Raw genomic sequence first — 16,587 nt, forward strand, 5'->3', positions numbered from 1 at the left:
TTGGCGTTACTATACCTGCCAGGATTTTTACCTCGTAAGGGAGCTACGCCTTGTCCGTCACGCCTGACAGAACCTTCGCTGAAGTGCTAAAGCGAACCGTCAAACGCATTCTTTCCTACTGGACTCAAATTACGGTCACTTTCGGCCTGCTCGCGACGGGGTTAGGGTTCATCACGCTGTATCTCTATACCCGCACGATTGGACGTATCGACCTTTTCATGCCGTCGATTGATGTGAAGTCTGCGCTGTTGGTCTGGGTCGTGCTGGTCCTGCTGCTGATGCTTTCATATCTATTCATCCTTGGGGGAACCACGTGGATGTTCGGCTGCTCGGTTTTGCTTTTTTCTAATTTGAAAGATGATCAACCGAGAGTCCTATTTTATCTGACGATCCTGACCGTGGTGGGGTTTAGCGCATTCATCTGGGCTACCTTCTTCCCACCCATACTATTGAACGCCTGGGAGACATTTATAGCGTTGCTCCTGATCGTCTTCGTTGTGTGCTGGCTCATGTACGCCGTCACACCTTTCAAGAGAATTGTCAGGAAAAGCACACTAGTCCAAGCCAGGCTGAATCGCGCCCGCTTGAAACGCTTGGAGACCCACAAGCAAACAAAGAAGAAGCGTTCGCCGCATAAGGCGACCCGCCCGCCGAAAGCCTGGCTGAAAAAATGGTACGCGTTTGCGCACGGAAATAAGACGGCGTCCGCACGGCTCTGGATAAAAGAAAAATGGCAGCGATTCCTGTCATGGATAAGGGCTCGCAAAGCACTCGGGCTCGTCACGCTGCTCTCGTTCTCCATATTCCTGACGGTGATCTTCGCCGCCTTTCCAATCCTTTTGACGATACGTTCCTATATGGAGAGGGAAACGCCCGACACCGTCCCCTACGTGGCGGGCGTTTCCTGGCTGACTCTCATCTTCACGCTGTTACCGGTCATCATATTTTATTGTTTCAAGGGGGATATCTACAGGCGGACCTTCAATGGCCTGGTCGCAATGATCTTCGCCTTTTGCGTCTTCACATTGCTCTCGCCAGGCAGTTTGAGCCAGATCACCTACATCGCAGCAGGAGGCTTATCGGTTCGCCAACAAACGGCGGAGCGATACGCCTTGCCAGAAGAGATAAAACTGCAAGACCTGAGCGCGACCATGTGGAAAACACGTCAGGTTGCTGCGCAAAAAATAGAAGTCGAGGCGTTCCAGTTGTATTCATTTGGGGACGTACTGTTACTGTGCCCAAAAGACATGCTGTCACTTGAACTCAAAGAACTGAAAAACTACTCGAAGTTCTGTGTCAGCACGCTCAATAGCAAGGTTGTGCGCAAACCTCGGCTACCGGTATTCGCCAGGAAACCACAGAAAGAATGGGCTTGCCGGGTGCCCTCATGGCAGATCCAGGCAGGACGTTGGCTCGCATGGGAAGCGCTGGTTCCTGGCGTTCATCGCTCCGCGTCGGGCGAGAAAAAGGGCTGAAGGCCCTGGCAGTCGTGAGCATGGCGACTGCTCCACGACAGGACTACTGACTCCCTGCCCTTGGGCGGGGGGACGCTGAATTTCAGGCAAAAAAAAATCCGGAAATCCTCACTTTCGTGGGCCTTCCAGACTTTTAAAACTGCAAAAAATGGTGGGTCGTGTGGGATTCGAACCTACGACCAATTGGTTAAAAGCCAACTGCTCTACCAACTGAGCTAACGACCCGCTGTGTGGTGGCGCGTATAATACTGATTTCTAAGGACTATTCAACACCTAATTTGAAATAAATCAAAAATAACGGGTTGGATCGCTCACACCCGCCGCCGCAAAGCCTTCTGCGCGCAGGCGGCAGCTGTCGCACTTGCCGCAAGCACGGCCCTGATCGTCGGCCTGATAGCAGGAAACAGTGAGCCCGTAGTCCACGCCAAGCTTCACACCGGCCTTGACGATGTCGGCCTTGCTGAGATTCTGCAACGGCGCCTGGATGCGGAAACCCTGCCCTTCTACGCCGGCCTTGGTCGCCAGGTTCGCCATGCGCTCGAAGGCTTCGACGAACTCCGGGCGGCAATCCGGGTAACCGGAGTAATCCACGGCATTGACGCCGATGAAAATATCACGGGCGCCCAGCACTTCGGCCCAGCCCAATGCCAAGGACAGGAATACGGTGTTACGCGCCGGCACATACGTCACCGGGATGCCTTCGCTAGGCGCCTGCGGCACGTCGATGGAGCTGTCGGTCAAGGCCGAGCCACCAATGCCGTTGAGGTCCAGGCCGATCACTTTATGTTCCACCACGCCCAGGTCCCGGGCCACTCGCTCGGCAGCGTGCAGCTCTGCGCGGTGGCGCTGACCATAATCGAAACTCATGGTGTAGCAGCGGTAACCCTCGGCATGGGCCATGGCCACGACGGTGGCCGAATCCAGGCCGCCGGACAACAGGATGACCGCACGTTTTTCTGCAATGTTCGAATGTTCAGTCATATCAGCGCCCCGGCTCGTCGTTCCAAAGATATTTATGCAGCTGCAGTTGCAGGCGCACCGGCAGGTTATCCGCCACCACCCAGTCCGCCAGGTCCCGGGCGCTCAAATCGTGATGGCTCGGCGACAACAACACTTCGCCGGCCCGCTGGTCGAGCCCGTACTGGATCAGCTTGGACACGGCCCAGTCGTAATCTTCCCGTGAACAGATCACGAATTTGACCTGATCGTTGGGGGTCAGCAACTCGATATTCTCGTAACGGTTGCGGTGCGCTTCCTTGGAGCCTGGAGTCTTCAGGTCCACCACGCGACTGACGCGCGGGTCGACAGCCGAGATATCCAAGGCGCCGCTGGTCTCCAGGGAAACCTCGTAACCGGCATCACACAACTGCTTGAGCAAGGGGATGGCGTTGGGTTGCGCCAATGGCTCACCGCCCGTGACGCAGACATAACGCGGACGATAACTGGCCACTTGCTCAAGGATATCGTCGAGGGTTCGCAAGGTGCCGCCGCTGAACGCGTAGGCACTGTCGCAGTATTGGCAACGCAACGGGCAACCGGTGAGGCGCACAAATACTGTGGGCAGCCCAGCCGTCCGTGTTTCACCCTGCAACGAGTAAAAAACTTCGGTGATTCTCAATGTGTCTTGCATAGTCGCCACGGGCGTAACAGCTAAACAGGCTGTCCGCCTCCGTCAGGCACTTCAAGGAACCCCGCCAACGCGCAGATCCCAAAAAGCGTGTTTCATAAAAAGGGCGTGAATTCTAACGAAAAAACCCGCGACAGGCGCGGGTTTCTTCAAAACAGGTCAAGCCAGCTTACATGCGTTGCAGATCACGCTGGGCCAACTGGGCGGCGGATGTACCCGGATATTGGGCCACCACCTGCTGCAGAATGCCTTTTACCTTGTCGGTGTGACCGAGGCGGCGCTCTACATCAGCCAGCTTGTACAGCGAATCCGGCACCTTGGCGTGCTTGGGATACAGTTGCGAAACCTTGGCGAATGCCTGGCCGGCACCTTGCAGGTCGCCCTTGGCCAGGTTCACTTCGCCCAACCAGTATTGGGCATTGCCCGCGTACTGGCTGTTTGGGTATTTGCGCAGGAAAGCGGCAAAGGCCTGGCTGGCCTTGTCGAAATCCTTGGCCTTGATCAGGTCGAAGGCAGCATCGTAATAGAGCTTTTCCTTCGCCGGATCAGCCGGCTCGCCACCGGCGGCAGGTGCTGCGGGAGCAGCTGCCCCCGCGCCTGCGGCTGCACCGGGGGCGTTCAAGTCGCCACCGGCAGGAGAATTCTCAGGAGTCGCGGCAGGTGCAGGTGCAACGCCGGTTCCTATGCGCCGATCAAGATCCTGGTATCGCTCCAGGTTTTCCTGCTTCATGCGCGAAATATCATTCTGCAGAACTTCGATCACGCCTTGCTGGCGCGAAAGCTGATCCTGCATTTGCTGGAGCTGGTTGAACAGCTCGCCCTGTGCCGAGACAGGGGCCGAAACCCCTCCCCCGGCATAGGCGCCGTTCGTACCGTAACCTGCAGGCGGATAGCTGCTCCCGCTATTGTTATAGCCGGCATCGTTATCGACCACAGGAACCGCAGCCCACGCCGCAAGCGGCGCGAGGCTGAGAGCCAGAACAGTTACAGCACGACGGCACGTTCGCATGACGAATTACTTACGCAGTTCGACGCGACGGTTTTGAGCCCAGGACTGCTCGTCGTTGCCGGTAGCAACTGGACGCTCTTCGCCGTAGGAAACCAGTTCCAGCTGAGCTGGGGAAACACCTTGCAGTACCAGGTAGCGTTGAACGGCTTTCGCACGACGCTCGCCCAGTGCCATGTTGTACTCACGAGTACCACGTTCGTCGGTGTTGCCTTCCAGAACAACGCGAGCGCCGTTCGACTTCAGGTCTTTGGCGTGAACGTCCAGAGCGCGCATGGCTTCTGGCTTCAGGTCCGAGCTGTCGTATTCGAAGTAGAAGGTGGTGATTGCGCGCAGAGCAGCTTCTTCGCTCAGGGAGCCGTCAACTGCACCGGTGTTAGCGCCGTAACCAGCGTTTGGATCAACAGCGCCTTCACCGGCATTGTCGCCGCCTTTGGACGAGCAACCTACAGCTACAGCCATGGCCAGAGCCAGCGCAGCAAATTTACCAAACTTCAGCATTTCCATCGTGAAACTCCTAATGAACCCCAGTGTGTTAAGTAAAACGTATAGCGCCGCGTCAGTTCAGGTAAGGGGACCAGGACGGTTCTCTGACTTCGCCTTGAGCGGTAGGAAGCGGGAGCCTCACGCGTCCATTAATGGACACGAGCATCAAGACTCCCCGGCCCTGCTGGCGGGTGGCGTAGATTACCATGGTGCCGTTGGGCGCAACAGTGGGTGACTCGTCCAGAGTGCTATCAGTGAGGATTTTTACGCTACCGCGCTGCAAATCCTGGGCCGCCACCTTGAAATTAGTGAAACCATCCTGGCGATGGATCATCACCAGGGTCTTTTCATCTGCCGACAGTTTAGGGTTGGCGTTGTAGTTACCGACGAACGTCACGCGTTCGGCACCGCCACCACCAGCACTGGTCTTGTAGATCTGTGGTTTGCCGCCACGGTCGGAGGTGAAGTAGATGGTCGAGCCATCCTTGCCCCAGAACGGTTCGGTGTTGATGCCCGGGCCATTGGTGACGCGGGAGATCGAACGCGAAGCCAGGTTCATCACATAAATGTCCGGGTTACCGTCCTTGGACAGTACGAACGCCAGGCGCGAACCGTCCGGCGACCAGGCTGGCGCGCCATTCAGGCCTTCGAAGTTGGTGATCTGCTCACGACGACCAGTGTCGATGTGCTGCACGAAAATGCGCGGACGCTTCTGCTCGAACGAGACATAGGCGATGCGCTTGCCATCGGGGGCGAAGCGCGGCGACAGGATCGGCTCGCGCGATTGCAGCAAGGTCACCGCACGCGCGCCGTCATAGTCGGAGCGCTGCAGGGTGTAGCGGGTGTTGTTCTCGGAGAAGCGCTCGGCCGTCACGTAGAGCATGCGCGTGGAGAACGCACCCTTGATGCCGGTGAGTTTCTCGAACGACTGGTCGGCGATGTAGTGCGACATGTCGCGCAACTGATCGACACTGCCCGACACGCTGCCGGTCAGCACTTGCTGTTCGGTGGCGACGTTGAACAGGGCGTACTGCACCTGCAGGCGGCCGCCAGCCGGAACGATGCTGCCGACCATGATGTACTGGGCGCCCAGGGCCTTCCAGTCACGGTAGATGACTTCGCTGACCTGGGTCGGCAGGCTGATCATGTTCTGCTTCGGAATCGGCGCGTAGTAACCCGAGTTGCGCAGGTCGTTGCCGATGATTTCCGCCATGTCGTCCGGCAGGACGCTACCGCCCTGCCAGCCGAACGGTACGACGGCGATCGGGGTCGCCCGGTCGCTGCCGCTGGTGACCAGGATGTTCTTTTCCTCTGCTACCGCTATCCCTGCCAGGCAGCAGATAACGACCAGCATTGATCGAAGAAGGTTTCTCACAAGGCTAGATCCTCAGGTGTGAATGTCATCTTGAATGAACGATAGGGAGCAAAGTCGCTCGGTTTCATTCCTTGCATTTCCGTCAATCGCCCAATGTTCTTGACCGCTGCGACCGCCGAAGCGTCGAACGGACCGTCACCACTGGACTTGGCGACGCTGACCGAGGTAACCGTACCGTCGGGCAACATGCCGATTTGCAATACTACCGTCATGCCTTTGCGCGCCGAAGGGGGACGAGCCCAGCCTTCTGCCGCTCGTGCGCGAATCAAGTCATCGTAGCTGCCGGCGACTTCATCGCCCTGCTCATCAGCCAATGCCTGCTGGCGCTCCGGCGTGTCGGAAAGCAGATCTGCCAAGGCCTGGGCCTTTTTGTCTTCGGCGGATTTACGCGCTGCATCCTGGGCCTTTTTCTTGGCGGCGTCGGCGGCGGCTTTCTTCTTCGCGTCCTCGGCGACTTTCTTTTTCGCCTCGTCAGCTTCAGCTTTTTTCTTGGCGTCTTCGGCCGCTTTCTTCTTCGCGTCCTCGACGATCTTCTTCTTCGCTTCTTCAGCGGCCGCTTTCTTGGCCTCTTCTTCAGCAGCTTTCTTGGCTTCTTCTTCGGCTTTCTTCTTGGCTATATCAGCCAATTGTTTCTCTTCTGCCTTTTTGGCCTCGGCGGTTTTCTTCGCTTCGTCGGCTTTCTTGGCTTCGTCAGCCTTTTTCGCCTCGTCCGCTTTCTTCGCCTCATCGGCCTTCTTGGCTTCCTCGGCCTTTTGAGCCGCGTCCTCTTTCTTTTGTTCCGCAGCCTTTATCGCTTCCTGCTCGACCTTCTTCTGCTCCATCTGCTCGACTTCAGTCTGGCGCGCGGCGGATTTCTTCGCCTCACCGGCAAGCTTCTGGTTGGTCTGGGTGGTCGCCTGGCTTTTCGACTTGAGCTGGTACAACGTCGCCTGCACGATCGGCTTGGCCGGCGGCAGCTCAGGGGTCATGGCAAAACTGACGAACAGCATGCCGAACACCAGTACGTGCAGACCGATTGCCAGGACACTAGGCCAGAAGTAGCTTTCCGAGGCGGACGGCTCTCGCTGTTGCTGCATCAGGGGGCCTCGGTGATCAAGCCAACATTACCGACCCCGGCTTTCTGCAGGCCGCCCATGGCGCCCATCACGGCACCGTAGTCGACGGTCTTGTCACCGCGAATGAAGACCTGCGTGCGCTTGCCTGCATCGTTGCCGACACGAATGATCTTGGTCACCGCATCGGTCATCTGCGGCAAGGTCATGGCCCGGTCCTGCTGCTTCTCGGTGTCGACTTCGCTGCCAAGGTTCCAGTAGTAGGTCTTGTCAGCCTTGATCGAAATGGTCAGTACCTGGGTGTTGTTGTCCTGCGGCAAGGCTTCGCTGGAAACCTTGGGCAGATCGACCTTCACGCCCTGATTGAGCATCGGCGCGGTCACCATGAAGATGACCAGCAGCACCAACATCACGTCGATGTAGGGCACCACGTTCATCTCGGCAACCGGCTTGCGCTTGTTTCGGGCTCGAGCGATTAAAGCCATGGGGAAATACCTGCTTATTCTTCGCTGGTGTGCACTTTGCGGTGCAGGATCGCCTGGAATTCATCGGCGAAGGTGTAGTAACGGCTGGTCAGCGCTTCGCTACGGGCAGCGAAGCGGTTGTAGGCGATCACGGCTGGAATGGCCGCGAACAGGCCGATGGCGGTGGCAACCAGTGCCTCGGCAATACCCGGGGCTACGGTGGCCAGGGTCGCTTGTTGGGCAGAGGCCAGGCCACGGAAGGAGTTCATGATCCCCCACACGGTGCCGAACAGACCGATGTACGGGCTGACCGAACCGACGGTGGCGAGGAACGACAGGCCCTGTTCGAGTTTTTCTTCCTCGCGGGAGATGGCCACGCGCATGGCACGGGCCACGCCCTCCATCACCGCTTCCGGGTCAACCCCTGGCTGCTGGCGCAGACGGGAGAATTCCTTGAAGCCGGCACGGAAGATCTGCTCCACGCCCGAATCCGGGTCCGGGTTGCTCCCGGCCTGACGGTAGAGCTTGGACAGGTCGATGCCGGACCAGAAGCGCTCTTCGAAGCTCTCCAGGGCACGGCGACCGGCGCGCAGCATGTTGCTGCGCTGAAAAATCATGATCCATGAGGTCACCGATGCGGCTACCAGGATCAGCATTACCAACTGCACCACGACGCTGGCATTGCTGACCAAGCTCCACATGGAGGTATGGTCGACGACGTTAGCTTCCACGCTTTATCTCCTGCTCTGAGTGTGTACCCGCGCCGCTCACGCCGGCAAAGGCCGCACGTAGAGCTTCGGGAATGGCCCGGGGTTTCAAACTATGGGTGCGCACACAGGCCACCAAAAACTGCCCTTCACAGAGCAGCACGTTATCCGTAGCCCGCCTGACCTGCTGCTTGAAACGCAGGCTGACACGGTTCAATTCGATGACATCGGCACTTACCACCAGTTCGTCGTCCAGTCGCGCCGGCGCGTGGTAGCGCGCTTCGCTGGAATGCACGACGAATAACAGGTCCTCCCCTGCCAGCGCGGATTGGGCAAAACCCAGTTCCCGCAGCCGTTCGGTTCGAGCCCGTTCCATAAACTTGAGGTAATTGACGTAGTAGACGATGCCGCCAGCATCGGTGTCCTCGTAATAAACGCGACAGCGATGTGCGAACGACTCCAGCCCGTTTTGCGCGCGCATACTCTAGTGCTTACTCCTCAGGTTGCCAATCGGCCAGGCAACTGTTTTTTCATTCTCGAACGCATTGACGCTCCAGGCGTCGTCTGGGACAGCACGAACTGGAAAAAAGTCGGCGTACAGAGCTCGTTCAATCGTCCACGGCATCGAGGAATTCGTCTACCACCGGCATCTCACCCATTCGTGTCGGGATGTTTAAGCCAAAATGCAGATAAGCATGACGGGTCACCACGCGCCCGCGAGGGGTACGCATGATGTAGCCCTGCTGGATCAGGTACGGTTCCAGCACATCTTCAATGGTGTGGCGCTCTTCGCTGATGGCCGCGGCCAGGCTGTCCACGCCCACCGGGCCACCGTCGAACTTCTCGATCATGGTCAGCAGCAGGCGCCGGTCCTGGTGGTCGAAACCACGCTCGTCGATGTCCAGCAGGTTCAATGCCAGGTCGGCAATCGGCTTGGTGATGTGGCCCTTGGCCCGGACTTCGGCAAAATCCCGGACCCGGCGCAGCAGGCGGTTGGCGATCCGCGGCGTGCCCCGGGCACGCCGGGCGATCTCATACGCACCGTCCGGATCCAGCGGCAACCCGAGGATGCCCGCCGAGCGGCTGACAATCGTCGCCAGGTCGGCGTTGTTGTAGAACTCCAGGCGCTGGACGATACCGAAGCGGTCCCGCAACGGGTTGGTCAGCATGCCAGCGCGGGTGGTGGCGCCCACCAGGGTGAAGGGCGGCAGGTCCAACTTAATGGAGCGTGCCGCCGGTCCTTCGCCGATCATGATGTCGAGCTGGAAATCTTCCATGGCCGGGTACAGCACTTCCTCGACGATCGGCGACAGCCGATGGATTTCGTCGATGAACAGCACATCATGGGGCTCAAGGTTGGTCAGCAGCGCCGCCAGGTCACCCGGCCGCTCAAGGACCGGCCCGGACGTGCTCTTGATCGAGACGCCCATTTCCTGGGCAATGATGTTGGCCAGGGTGGTCTTGCCCAGGCCCGGCGGGCCGAAGATCAAGGTGTGGTCCAGCGACTCGCTGCGCCCACGGGCGGCCTGGATGAACAATTCCATCTGCTCGCGCACGGTCGGTTGACCGATGTAGTCGGCCAGGCTGACAGGACGAATCGCGCGGTCCTGGATTTCCTCGCGGTCACGGGGCGCGCCCGTGGCGGCGATCAGGCGGTCAGCTTCAATCACTTAAATCATTCCCTTCAGGGCACGACGAATCATGTCTTCAGTGCTCAGGCCTTTTTCCTTGATAGCGGAAATCGCCTTGCTGGCTTCCTGCGGCTTGTAGCCCAGGGAGATCAGCGCGGTGACTGCATCGTTTTCGGCGCTGACCGCAGGCGCAGGCGCGTCCGGCTGGTTCGGCACCAGGGCGAACATCGCCGGCACCGCCTCCCAGGCCTTGAAGCGGTCCTTGAGTTCGACCAGCAGGCGCTCGGCGGTTTTCTTGCCCACACCCGGCACCTTGGTCAGGGCCGAGGTGTCCTGGGACTGCACACAACGCACCAATTCATCGACTTCCAGGCTCGACATCAAGGCCAGGGCCAGTTTCGGGCCGACGCCATTGAGACGGATCAGTTCGCGAAAGAAGTCCCGCTCGCGCTTGCCGACAAAGCCATAGAGTAACTGCGCATCCTCGCGCACGACCAAATGGGTGTGCAGGGTCAGCGGCTCGCCGACCGACGGCAAGCGATACAGCGTGGTCATGGGCACTTCCAGCTCATAGCCCAGGCCGTTTACATCCAGAATCAGGTGCGGCGGCTGTTTTTCAGCCAGGGTGCCGCGCAAGCGTCCAATCACGTTTCAGATCCTTGGGTGTTGGCCAGCCTGCTGGCTGGCGAGTAACAGCCCGTGCATGAAGGCCGACGACACAGGCGCAAGATGCTCGGGCTCACGAAAGATTGCGCTGATGCTATCAGAGACGCAGGCGCCCGCCACGACTGCGTGCGGTTCCCAGGCCGTGAGGCAACAGGCTGGAACGGGTATGGGCATGGCAAATGGCAATGGCCAGGGCGTCGGAGGCATCGATCTGCGGCTTGCTGACCAGTTTCAACAGGTGCATCACCATCATTTGCACCTGCTCCTTGTTCGCCGCCCCGGTTCCGACGACTGCCTGCTTGACCTGGGTCGCGCTGTACTCGGCGATTTCCAGGTTTTCCTCGGCGCCGGCAACGATTGCCGCGCCCCGGGCCTGTCCCAGCTTCAAGGCCGAGTCGGCGTTGCGCGCCATGAAAACCTTTTCGATGCCCATGGTGACCGGGCCGTAGGTCTGGATAACTTCGCGCACGCCGCGATAAACGATCTGCAAGCGCTCGTGCAGTTCACCCGCCCCGGTGCGGATGCAACCGGACGCGACGTACACGCAGCCGCGCCCGGTGTCGCGAACCACACCGTAGCCGGTGATGCGCGAACCAGGGTCGATACCAAGGATTAAAGTCATAGCGCCTGCGGTTTGAAGGGGAGTTATCCAGACCTGTGGGAGCGAGCTTGCTCGCGATGGCGTCGGGTCAGCAAGCACTGTGTTGACTGACGTATCGCTATCGCGAGCAAGCTCGCTCCCACAGGTTGATCATTGGCAATCGTCAATATTTGAACAGGCCTTCTCAGCCGAGCTGTTCAGCCACCGACTCCGGGATATCCGCGTTAGAGTAGACGTTCTGCACATCGTCCAGGTCTTCAAGCATGTCGATCAGCTTGAGCACCTTCTCGGCGCCTTCCAGGTCCAGTTCGGCACTGGTGGTCGGCTGCATGACGATCTCTGCGTCGGCAGGCTTGAAGCCGGCCGCCTCCAGGGCGTTGCGCACGGCATAGAAGCTGGCGAACGAAGTGAACACGTCGAACGAGCCGTCTTCGTGGCTGACCACGTCATCGGCGTCGGCCTCCAAGGCCGCTTCCGTCAGGGCATCTTCATCGAGGCCCGGCGCGAAGCTGATCTGCCCCTTGCGCTCGAACAGATAGGCCACCGAGCCGTCGGTGCCCAGGTTGCCACCGCATTTGCTGAACGCGTGACGCACGGCGGCGGCAGTACGGTTGCGGTTGTCGGTCATGCATTCGACCATCACCGCCACACCGCCCGGGCCATAACCTTCGTAGGTCAGCTCTTCAACGTTGTCGGCCTCGGTCGCACCGGCGCCACGGGCGATGGCCCGGTCGATGATGTCACGGCTCATGTTGGCACCCAGCGCCTTGTCCAGGGCCAGGCGCAAGCGCGGGTTGGAACCCGGGTCGCCGCCACCCTGGCGGGCCGCGACCGTCAGCTCACGGATCCACTTGGTGAAGATCTTGCCTCTCTTGGCATCCTGACGTTCTTTGCGGTGCTTGATGTTCGCCCACTTGGAATGACCTGCCATAACTCGCTCCGTTTCTCTTTGGAACATTGCCCGCCCTGCGCGCACGCAGTGGCCGGCAATCAGAAATATCGACCCCAATGAAAAGGCGCATCCGAAGATGCGCCCTCTCAGGTGCCAGCCTTACTCAGCCTTTGGCTGTTCACGCAGACGAATGTGCAACTCGCGCAATGCCTTGGCGTCCACCACACCCGGCGCCTGGGTCATGACATCGGCCGCGCTCTGGGTTTTCGGGAACGCGATCACTTCACGGATCGACTGGGCGCCGGTCATCAGCATCACCAGGCGGTCCAGGCCGAAGGCCAGGCCACCGTGGGGCGGTGCACCGTATTTCAGGGCGTCGAGCAGGAAGCCGAACTTCTCTTCCTGCTCGGCTTCGTTGATGCCCAGCAGGCGGAACACGGCCTGTTGCATTTCCTTGCGATGGATACGGATCGAACCGCCACCCAGCTCGGTGCCGTTCAGGACCATGTCGTAAGCGCGCGACAGAGCGGTGGCCGGGTTGGCCTCCAACTCTTGCGGCGAGCACTTCGGCGCGGTGAACGGGTGGTGCAGCGCCGAGAAGCTGCCGTCGTCGTTTTCTTCGAACATCGGGAAGTCAACGACCCACATTGGCGCCCACTCGCAAGTCAGCAGCTTCAGGTCGTGACCCAGCTTGATGCGCAGCGCGCCCAGGGCTTCGCTGACGATCTTGGCCTTGTCGGCGCCGAAGAACACGATGTCGCCGTCAACCGCGCCCACCCGATCGAGGATCACATTGAGGTTGGCTTCAGGGATGTTTTTCACGATCGGCGATTGCAGGCCATCAACACCCGCGGCGCGCTCGTTGACCTTGATGTAGGCCAGCCCCTTGGCACCGTAGATGCCGACGAACTTGGTGTAGTCGTCGATCTGCTTGCGCGGCATGCTGGCCCCGCCAGGAACGCGCAGAGCTGCGATACGGCATTTCGGGTCGTTGGCCGGGCCGCTGAACACCTTGAAATCCACTTCCTTGAGCTGGTCAGCCACGTCCACCAGCTCCAGCGGGTTACGCAGGTCCGGCTTGTCGGAACCGTAGCGGCGCATGGCCTCTTCGAAGGTCATGTGCGGGAACTCGCCGAATTCCAGACCCAGCACTTCCTTGAACAGGTTGCGGATCATGCCTTCGGTCAGGCCCATGATGTCTTTTTCGTCGAGGAAACTGGTCTCGATGTCGATCTGAGTGAACTCAGGCTGACGGTCGGCACGCAGGTCTTCGTCGCGGAAGCACTTGGCGATCTGGTAGTAGCGGTCGAACCCGGCGACCATCAGCAGTTGCTTGAACAGCTGTGGCGATTGCGGCAAGGCGAAGAAGCTGCCGGGGTGGGTACGGCTCGGCACCAGGTAGTCGCGGGCGCCTTCCGGCGTGGCGCGGGTCAGGATCGGCGTCTCGACGTCGAGGAAGCCGTTCTCGTCCAGGTAACGACGGATGCTGGTGGTCATGCGCGAACGCAGGCGCAGCTTCTCGGCCATTTCCGGGCGACGCAGGTCGATGAAGCGGTAGCGCAGGCGGGTTTCTTCGCCCACGTCGGAGTATTCGTTGAGCGGGAACGGCGGGGTTTCCGATTCGTTGAGCACTTCCAGCTCGTAGCCCAGCACTTCGATCATGCCAGACGCCATGTTGGCGTTGCCGGCGCCAGCCGGGCGCAGACGCACCTTGCCGGTGACCTTGACCACGTATTCGCTGCGCACGCGGTCGGCGGCGGCGAAGGTTTCAGCGCGGTCCGGATCGAACACCACCTGGGCCAGGCCTTCACGATCACGGATATCGAGGAAAATCACCCCGCCATGGTCACGGCGACGATGGACCCATCCGCAAAGAGTAACTTCCTGACCTTCCAGGCTTTCGTTCAGTTGGCCGCAATAATGGCTGCGCATCATGATAGTGGTTTCACTTCTCGTAATTCGAAATTCGGTTGGAGGACCTGCCCGTGCAAGCACTCGCGCGTGTTCAACTCAATCAGCTTTGTCGCCACCGGCCAAATTCTTCTTGGCGCCGGTCTTGAAGTCGGTTTCATACCAGCCTGTGCCGCCGAGGCGGAAACCAGGCATGGACAGCATCTTTTTCAGTTCTGGCGCCTGGCAGGCAGGGCAGTCGACCAGCGGTGCCGCGCTGATCTTTTGAATGGCTTCCATCTGATGACCACAGGAAGCACATTGATAGTCGTACATCGGCATGGGGTTGTCTCGGCGATCAGGTTACTCGCGCAAAGGCTGGGCTTTGCGGCAAAGAGCGGGATTATATCCATTAAATGCGGCCTGTGCAGCCGTAAGACCGCGTGTAGGAGCTGACGAGTGCAACGAGGCTGCGATCTTGCCCCAGACACTTGAGTCGCAAGCGAAAAATCAAGATCAAGATCAAAAGATCGCAGCCTTCGGCAGCTCCTACGCCCCACCATGCTCCATCCCGGCGTCCTTCAAGCTGTGCACCACGCAGACCACACGCACCAGCGCGCTGAAATTGCGCACCCCGCCATGGCGCAGGTGCACCTCCCTGTCGACATGGGACAACAACGTACTGATGGAACAGCGGTTGAGCTGGGCCATGTCGCCGAGGATATCCCAATAGACCTGTTCCAGCCGCAGACAGGTGGCGAACCCGTTCAGACGAATGGATCGGGCCAGGGGACGCACCAGCTGCATGTCGAACCCCCTGACGAACGGATCGACGCGGATGGACTGAAAGCGTCCACGCACACCCTCCTCCGGTTCTTTTCCTTGAATCATACCGTTGACACTCCTTTGCCATACGAGCCTCTCAGTTGGAACACTCCATCTGTGGCTCTATGGAAGCTCAACGGCATCGCCAGTTCCAGACGACTTTATGACCATGGGCGTAGGACAAGCCAACAGCAGGCAGGCGACGAATTACGTCGTCCTACACGCCGCACGCTGGGAATGTGGCCCACGCCACGTCATCACTTGCCGGATCATGTCTTCGGCACCCGGCACGCCTCCCTCTTCTTTAATAGAAGAAAGGCGCGCGTACACCGAGTAAGCACCGGCGGGACTTTTCTGGCCGACGAACAGCGCGGTACGTGCCCGTAACGAGTTTGAGAAGGCCGGGGCTTTGCTGTTAAATAGGCAGTGTGTCGCTACGCTTATTTTCCCGGGTGTGGCGCATAGGCTGATTCGGGTACGTGTCCAACGCCTCTCATTGTTTCGAAGCGAACCGCCCCCGACCAGCTCTTCCTTGTGATCTGTCTTAACCGTGAGCCAATCAAAATGTTGAAAATCGTCCACTTGCTAATGGGCGCAGCTGCCCTGCTGCTGTCCTTCATCCCTAGCCTGGGTTCCGAAGCCACACCTTACCTGCAACACCCCGATGCACTGTACCTGGCCTTTTTCGGCCTGCTCAACCTGACCCTTGCACCCGTCATTCCTTACTGGAACAAAGGTCCACGTCACCAACTGCAAAACCTGGTCAGCGCCCTGCTGGTGCTGGCCGTCGCCCTGCAAACCCTGGCCCTGCTGGCGCCCATGCCGGAAATCGGTGGTCAACCGGCCATTCTGTTCAGCCTGGGCGCAGCACTGCTCGCCGTGGCACTGCACCTGGCCGTCAGCTTCTACAAGAAGTCGTCGCCGGCCGCCGCTGCGCAGAACTACGACATGTCCAACCGCGATACCGGCACGGTGAAGTGGTTCAATACGTCCAAGGGGTTCGGCTTCATCTCCCGCGACTCCGGCGATGACATTTTCGTGCATTTCCGGGCCATTCGTGGCGAAGGCCATCGCGTCCTGGTGGAAGGCCAGCGCGTGGAGTTCTCCGTAATGAACCGCGACAAGGGCCTGCAGGCCGAAGATGTGATCGCCGCGCTGCCGCGCCGCTGATCCCAGCGTAAAAAAACCGCGATGCAGCCTGGCTGCTCGCGGTTTTTTATTGCCCGTCAAACGAGAGTCGGGCCCAGTCAGTAGTGAGGCGGCGGCGCCTCTTCTTCGAACGACTCGAACTGCCCGACCATTTCTTCCTGGCGCTTGAGCAACGCCGCCATCTGCAGCTGCAGCCGCTCGACGATCCGCTGCTGCTCCACAAGCACATCGTTCAATGCCTGGATGGTGTCATCCTGAAACGCCAGGCGGCTTTCCAGATCGGTTACGCGGTCTTCAAGCTTCATGGTTCAACCCTCCAGAAACTTGAAATCATCGGTCAAGGCCACTCGCAACCGTTCACGAATGGCCGCGACCTGCCCTGCATTATAAGGCTGGGCCGAGTGCTTGCCCCAGACCGGCGCAGGCCAGGCGGCGTCATCACGCTTACGCACGATGACATGCATGTGCAATTGACTGACAACGTTACCCAAGGTTGCAACGTTCATCTTGTCGGCATCAAACGAATCCTTGAGGGTTTCGGCCAACGCCGTGGTTTCTTTCCACAGCTGCTGTTGATCAGCGTCATCCAATTGAAACAATTCGCTGATATCTTCCCGCCGCGGTACGAGGATGAACCACGGGTAGTTCGAATCGTTGGACAAGAGCAATCGGCACAACGGGAAATCACCGATGGGCAATGTGTCTTGTTGCAGTCGTGGATCTAAAGCGAACACCGCGTGT

Annotated in this window: 20 protein-coding genes, 1 tRNA gene and 1 pseudogene; 2 read left to right on the forward strand and 20 right to left on the reverse strand. The window is 59.3% G+C overall.

The features are described from left to right. Positions 1-50 precede the first annotated feature (50 nt). Complete coding sequence (locus LOY50_RS22265) at positions 51-1,475, forward strand: hypothetical protein (protein ID WP_253477567.1); 1,425 nt, start codon at positions 51-53, stop codon at positions 1,473-1,475. 149 nt (positions 1,476-1,624) lie between these two features. On the opposite strand, the gene LOY50_RS22270 is transcribed toward LOY50_RS22265, so the two are convergent. The 18 genes and pseudogenes from LOY50_RS22270 to LOY50_RS22355 form a co-directional block, all read right to left on the reverse strand. Next, positions 1,625-1,700: transfer RNA gene (locus LOY50_RS22270), tRNA-Lys, on the reverse strand. A 63-nt stretch (positions 1,701-1,763) separates the two neighbouring features. Further along, positions 1,764-2,438, reverse strand: coding sequence for a 7-cyano-7-deazaguanine synthase QueC (gene queC / locus LOY50_RS22275; RefSeq protein ID WP_214509806.1), 675 nt, complete (start codon positions 2,436-2,438; stop codon positions 1,764-1,766). Between the two features lie 19 nt (positions 2,439-2,457). Continuing rightward, positions 2,458-3,105: a 7-carboxy-7-deazaguanine synthase QueE gene (gene queE / locus LOY50_RS22280; RefSeq protein WP_003205025.1), complete on the reverse strand. Its 648-nt coding sequence runs from the start codon at positions 3,103-3,105 to the stop codon at positions 2,458-2,460. 166 nt (positions 3,106-3,271) lie between these two features. Continuing rightward, a complete protein-coding gene (ybgF, locus tag LOY50_RS22285) occupies positions 3,272-4,111 on the reverse strand; it encodes a tol-pal system protein YbgF (protein ID WP_038856000.1) in 840 nt (279 codons plus the stop codon). A gap of 6 nt (positions 4,112-4,117) precedes the next feature. Further along, a complete protein-coding gene (gene pal / locus LOY50_RS22290) occupies positions 4,118-4,615 on the reverse strand; it encodes a peptidoglycan-associated lipoprotein Pal (RefSeq protein WP_003205029.1) in 498 nt (165 codons plus the stop codon). A gap of 52 nt (positions 4,616-4,667) precedes the next feature. Further along, positions 4,668-5,969 (reverse strand): Tol-Pal system beta propeller repeat protein TolB, encoded by a 1,302-nt coding sequence (gene tolB / locus LOY50_RS22295; RefSeq protein ID WP_408980818.1) that lies wholly within the window; start codon positions 5,967-5,969, stop codon positions 4,668-4,670. Beyond that, the gene (gene tolA / locus LOY50_RS22300; RefSeq protein ID WP_253477570.1) at positions 5,966-7,045 is read right to left on the reverse strand and encodes a cell envelope integrity protein TolA; all 1,080 of its coding nucleotides are present in this window, start codon (positions 7,043-7,045) and stop codon (positions 5,966-5,968) included. Before tolA ends, tolB begins: the two co-directional genes overlap by 4 nt. Further along, a complete protein-coding gene (gene tolR, locus LOY50_RS22305) occupies positions 7,045-7,497 on the reverse strand; it encodes a protein TolR (RefSeq protein ID WP_161796096.1) in 453 nt (150 codons plus the stop codon). Before tolR ends, tolA begins: the two co-directional genes overlap by 1 nt. Positions 7,498-7,520: 23 nt before the next feature. Beyond that, positions 7,521-8,216 carry a protein TolQ gene (tolQ, locus tag LOY50_RS22310; RefSeq protein WP_003205035.1) on the reverse strand — a complete coding sequence of 232 codons (696 nt, stop codon included), beginning with the start codon at positions 8,214-8,216 and terminating at the stop codon, positions 7,521-7,523. Then, the gene (gene ybgC, locus LOY50_RS22315) at positions 8,206-8,673 is read right to left on the reverse strand and encodes a tol-pal system-associated acyl-CoA thioesterase (protein WP_003205037.1); all 468 of its coding nucleotides are present in this window, start codon (positions 8,671-8,673) and stop codon (positions 8,206-8,208) included. The genes tolQ and ybgC overlap by 11 nt, the downstream gene beginning before the upstream one ends. A 127-nt stretch (positions 8,674-8,800) precedes the next feature. Continuing rightward, entirely contained in the window at positions 8,801-9,862 is a 1,062-nt protein-coding gene (gene ruvB, locus LOY50_RS22320) for a Holliday junction branch migration DNA helicase RuvB (RefSeq protein ID WP_003178599.1), read from the reverse strand. After that, complete coding sequence (gene ruvA / locus LOY50_RS22325) at positions 9,863-10,471, reverse strand: Holliday junction branch migration protein RuvA (protein WP_058542614.1); 609 nt, start codon at positions 10,469-10,471, stop codon at positions 9,863-9,865. Between the two features lie 115 nt (positions 10,472-10,586). Further along, complete coding sequence (gene ruvC, locus LOY50_RS22330; RefSeq protein ID WP_003178595.1) at positions 10,587-11,111, reverse strand: crossover junction endodeoxyribonuclease RuvC; 525 nt, start codon at positions 11,109-11,111, stop codon at positions 10,587-10,589. Positions 11,112-11,274: 163 nt separating this feature from the next. Beyond that, positions 11,275-12,021, reverse strand: a complete 747-nt coding sequence (locus LOY50_RS22335) for a YebC/PmpR family DNA-binding transcriptional regulator (RefSeq protein WP_018614256.1) — start codon at positions 12,019-12,021, stop codon at positions 11,275-11,277. Between the two features lie 120 nt (positions 12,022-12,141). Then, on the reverse strand, positions 12,142-13,917 hold the full coding sequence (aspS, locus tag LOY50_RS22340) for an aspartate--tRNA ligase (RefSeq protein ID WP_014339921.1): 1,776 nt from the start codon (positions 13,915-13,917) through the stop codon (positions 12,142-12,144). A gap of 75 nt (positions 13,918-13,992) precedes the next feature. Then, the gene (locus tag LOY50_RS22345; protein WP_003178589.1) at positions 13,993-14,214 is read right to left on the reverse strand and encodes an FmdB family zinc ribbon protein; all 222 of its coding nucleotides are present in this window, start codon (positions 14,212-14,214) and stop codon (positions 13,993-13,995) included. A gap of 207 nt (positions 14,215-14,421) precedes the next feature. Then, positions 14,422-14,763, reverse strand: a complete 342-nt coding sequence (locus tag LOY50_RS22350) for a ribbon-helix-helix domain-containing protein (protein WP_214509416.1) — start codon at positions 14,761-14,763, stop codon at positions 14,422-14,424. A gap of 147 nt (positions 14,764-14,910) precedes the next feature. Continuing rightward, positions 14,911-15,039, reverse strand: a pseudogene (locus tag LOY50_RS22355) (hypothetical protein); the annotation flags it as partial. 222 nt (positions 15,040-15,261) lie between these two features. Here LOY50_RS22355 and LOY50_RS28985 point away from each other — a divergent pair. Next, positions 15,262-15,867 carry a cold-shock protein gene (locus LOY50_RS28985; RefSeq protein ID WP_003205048.1) on the forward strand — a complete coding sequence of 202 codons (606 nt, stop codon included), beginning with the start codon at positions 15,262-15,264 and terminating at the stop codon, positions 15,865-15,867. 77 nt (positions 15,868-15,944) lie between these two features. Here the strand turns inward: LOY50_RS28985 and LOY50_RS22365 are convergent, their stop codons facing one another. Beyond that, the gene (locus LOY50_RS22365) at positions 15,945-16,151 is read right to left on the reverse strand and encodes a SlyX family protein (protein ID WP_258689210.1); all 207 of its coding nucleotides are present in this window, start codon (positions 16,149-16,151) and stop codon (positions 15,945-15,947) included. A 3-nt stretch (positions 16,152-16,154) separates the two neighbouring features. Next, positions 16,155-16,580 carry an HIT domain-containing protein gene (locus tag LOY50_RS22370; protein WP_253477579.1) on the reverse strand — a complete coding sequence of 142 codons (426 nt, stop codon included), beginning with the start codon at positions 16,578-16,580 and terminating at the stop codon, positions 16,155-16,157. Positions 16,581-16,587 lie beyond the last annotated feature (7 nt).

Source organism: Pseudomonas sp. B21-010, from assembly GCF_024749325.1.
In the GTDB taxonomy this organism is placed as follows: Bacteria; Pseudomonadota; Gammaproteobacteria; order Pseudomonadales; family Pseudomonadaceae; genus Aquipseudomonas; species Aquipseudomonas kilonensis.

Excerpts from the sequence above, each read along its gene's own strand:
- queE (WP_003205025.1), bottom strand. The coding sequence starts at position 3,105 with ATGCAAGACACATTGAGAATCACCGAAGTTTTTTACTCGTTGCAGGGT.
- pal (WP_003205029.1), bottom strand. The coding sequence starts at position 4,615 with ATGGAAATGCTGAAGTTTGGTAAATTTGCTGCGCTGGCTCTGGCCATG.
- LOY50_RS28985 (WP_003205048.1), top strand. The coding sequence starts at position 15,262 with ATGTTGAAAATCGTCCACTTGCTAATGGGCGCAGCTGCCCTGCTGCTG.
- LOY50_RS22350 (WP_214509416.1), bottom strand. The coding sequence starts at position 14,763 with ATGATTCAAGGAAAAGAACCGGAGGAGGGTGTGCGTGGACGCTTTCAG.
- ybgF (WP_038856000.1), bottom strand. The coding sequence starts at position 4,111 with ATGCGAACGTGCCGTCGTGCTGTAACTGTTCTGGCTCTCAGCCTCGCG.
- LOY50_RS22365 (WP_258689210.1), bottom strand. The coding sequence starts at position 16,151 with ATGAAGCTTGAAGACCGCGTAACCGATCTGGAAAGCCGCCTGGCGTTT.
- ruvC (WP_003178595.1), bottom strand. The coding sequence starts at position 11,111 with ATGACTTTAATCCTTGGTATCGACCCTGGTTCGCGCATCACCGGCTAC.
- LOY50_RS22335 (WP_018614256.1), bottom strand. The coding sequence starts at position 12,021 with ATGGCAGGTCATTCCAAGTGGGCGAACATCAAGCACCGCAAAGAACGT.
- ybgC (WP_003205037.1), bottom strand. The coding sequence starts at position 8,673 with ATGCGCGCGCAAAACGGGCTGGAGTCGTTCGCACATCGCTGTCGCGTT.
- LOY50_RS22345 (WP_003178589.1), bottom strand. The coding sequence starts at position 14,214 with ATGCCGATGTACGACTATCAATGTGCTTCCTGTGGTCATCAGATGGAA.
- aspS (WP_014339921.1), bottom strand. The coding sequence starts at position 13,917 with ATGATGCGCAGCCATTATTGCGGCCAACTGAACGAAAGCCTGGAAGGT.
- tolA (WP_253477570.1), bottom strand. The coding sequence starts at position 7,045 with ATGCAGCAACAGCGAGAGCCGTCCGCCTCGGAAAGCTACTTCTGGCCT.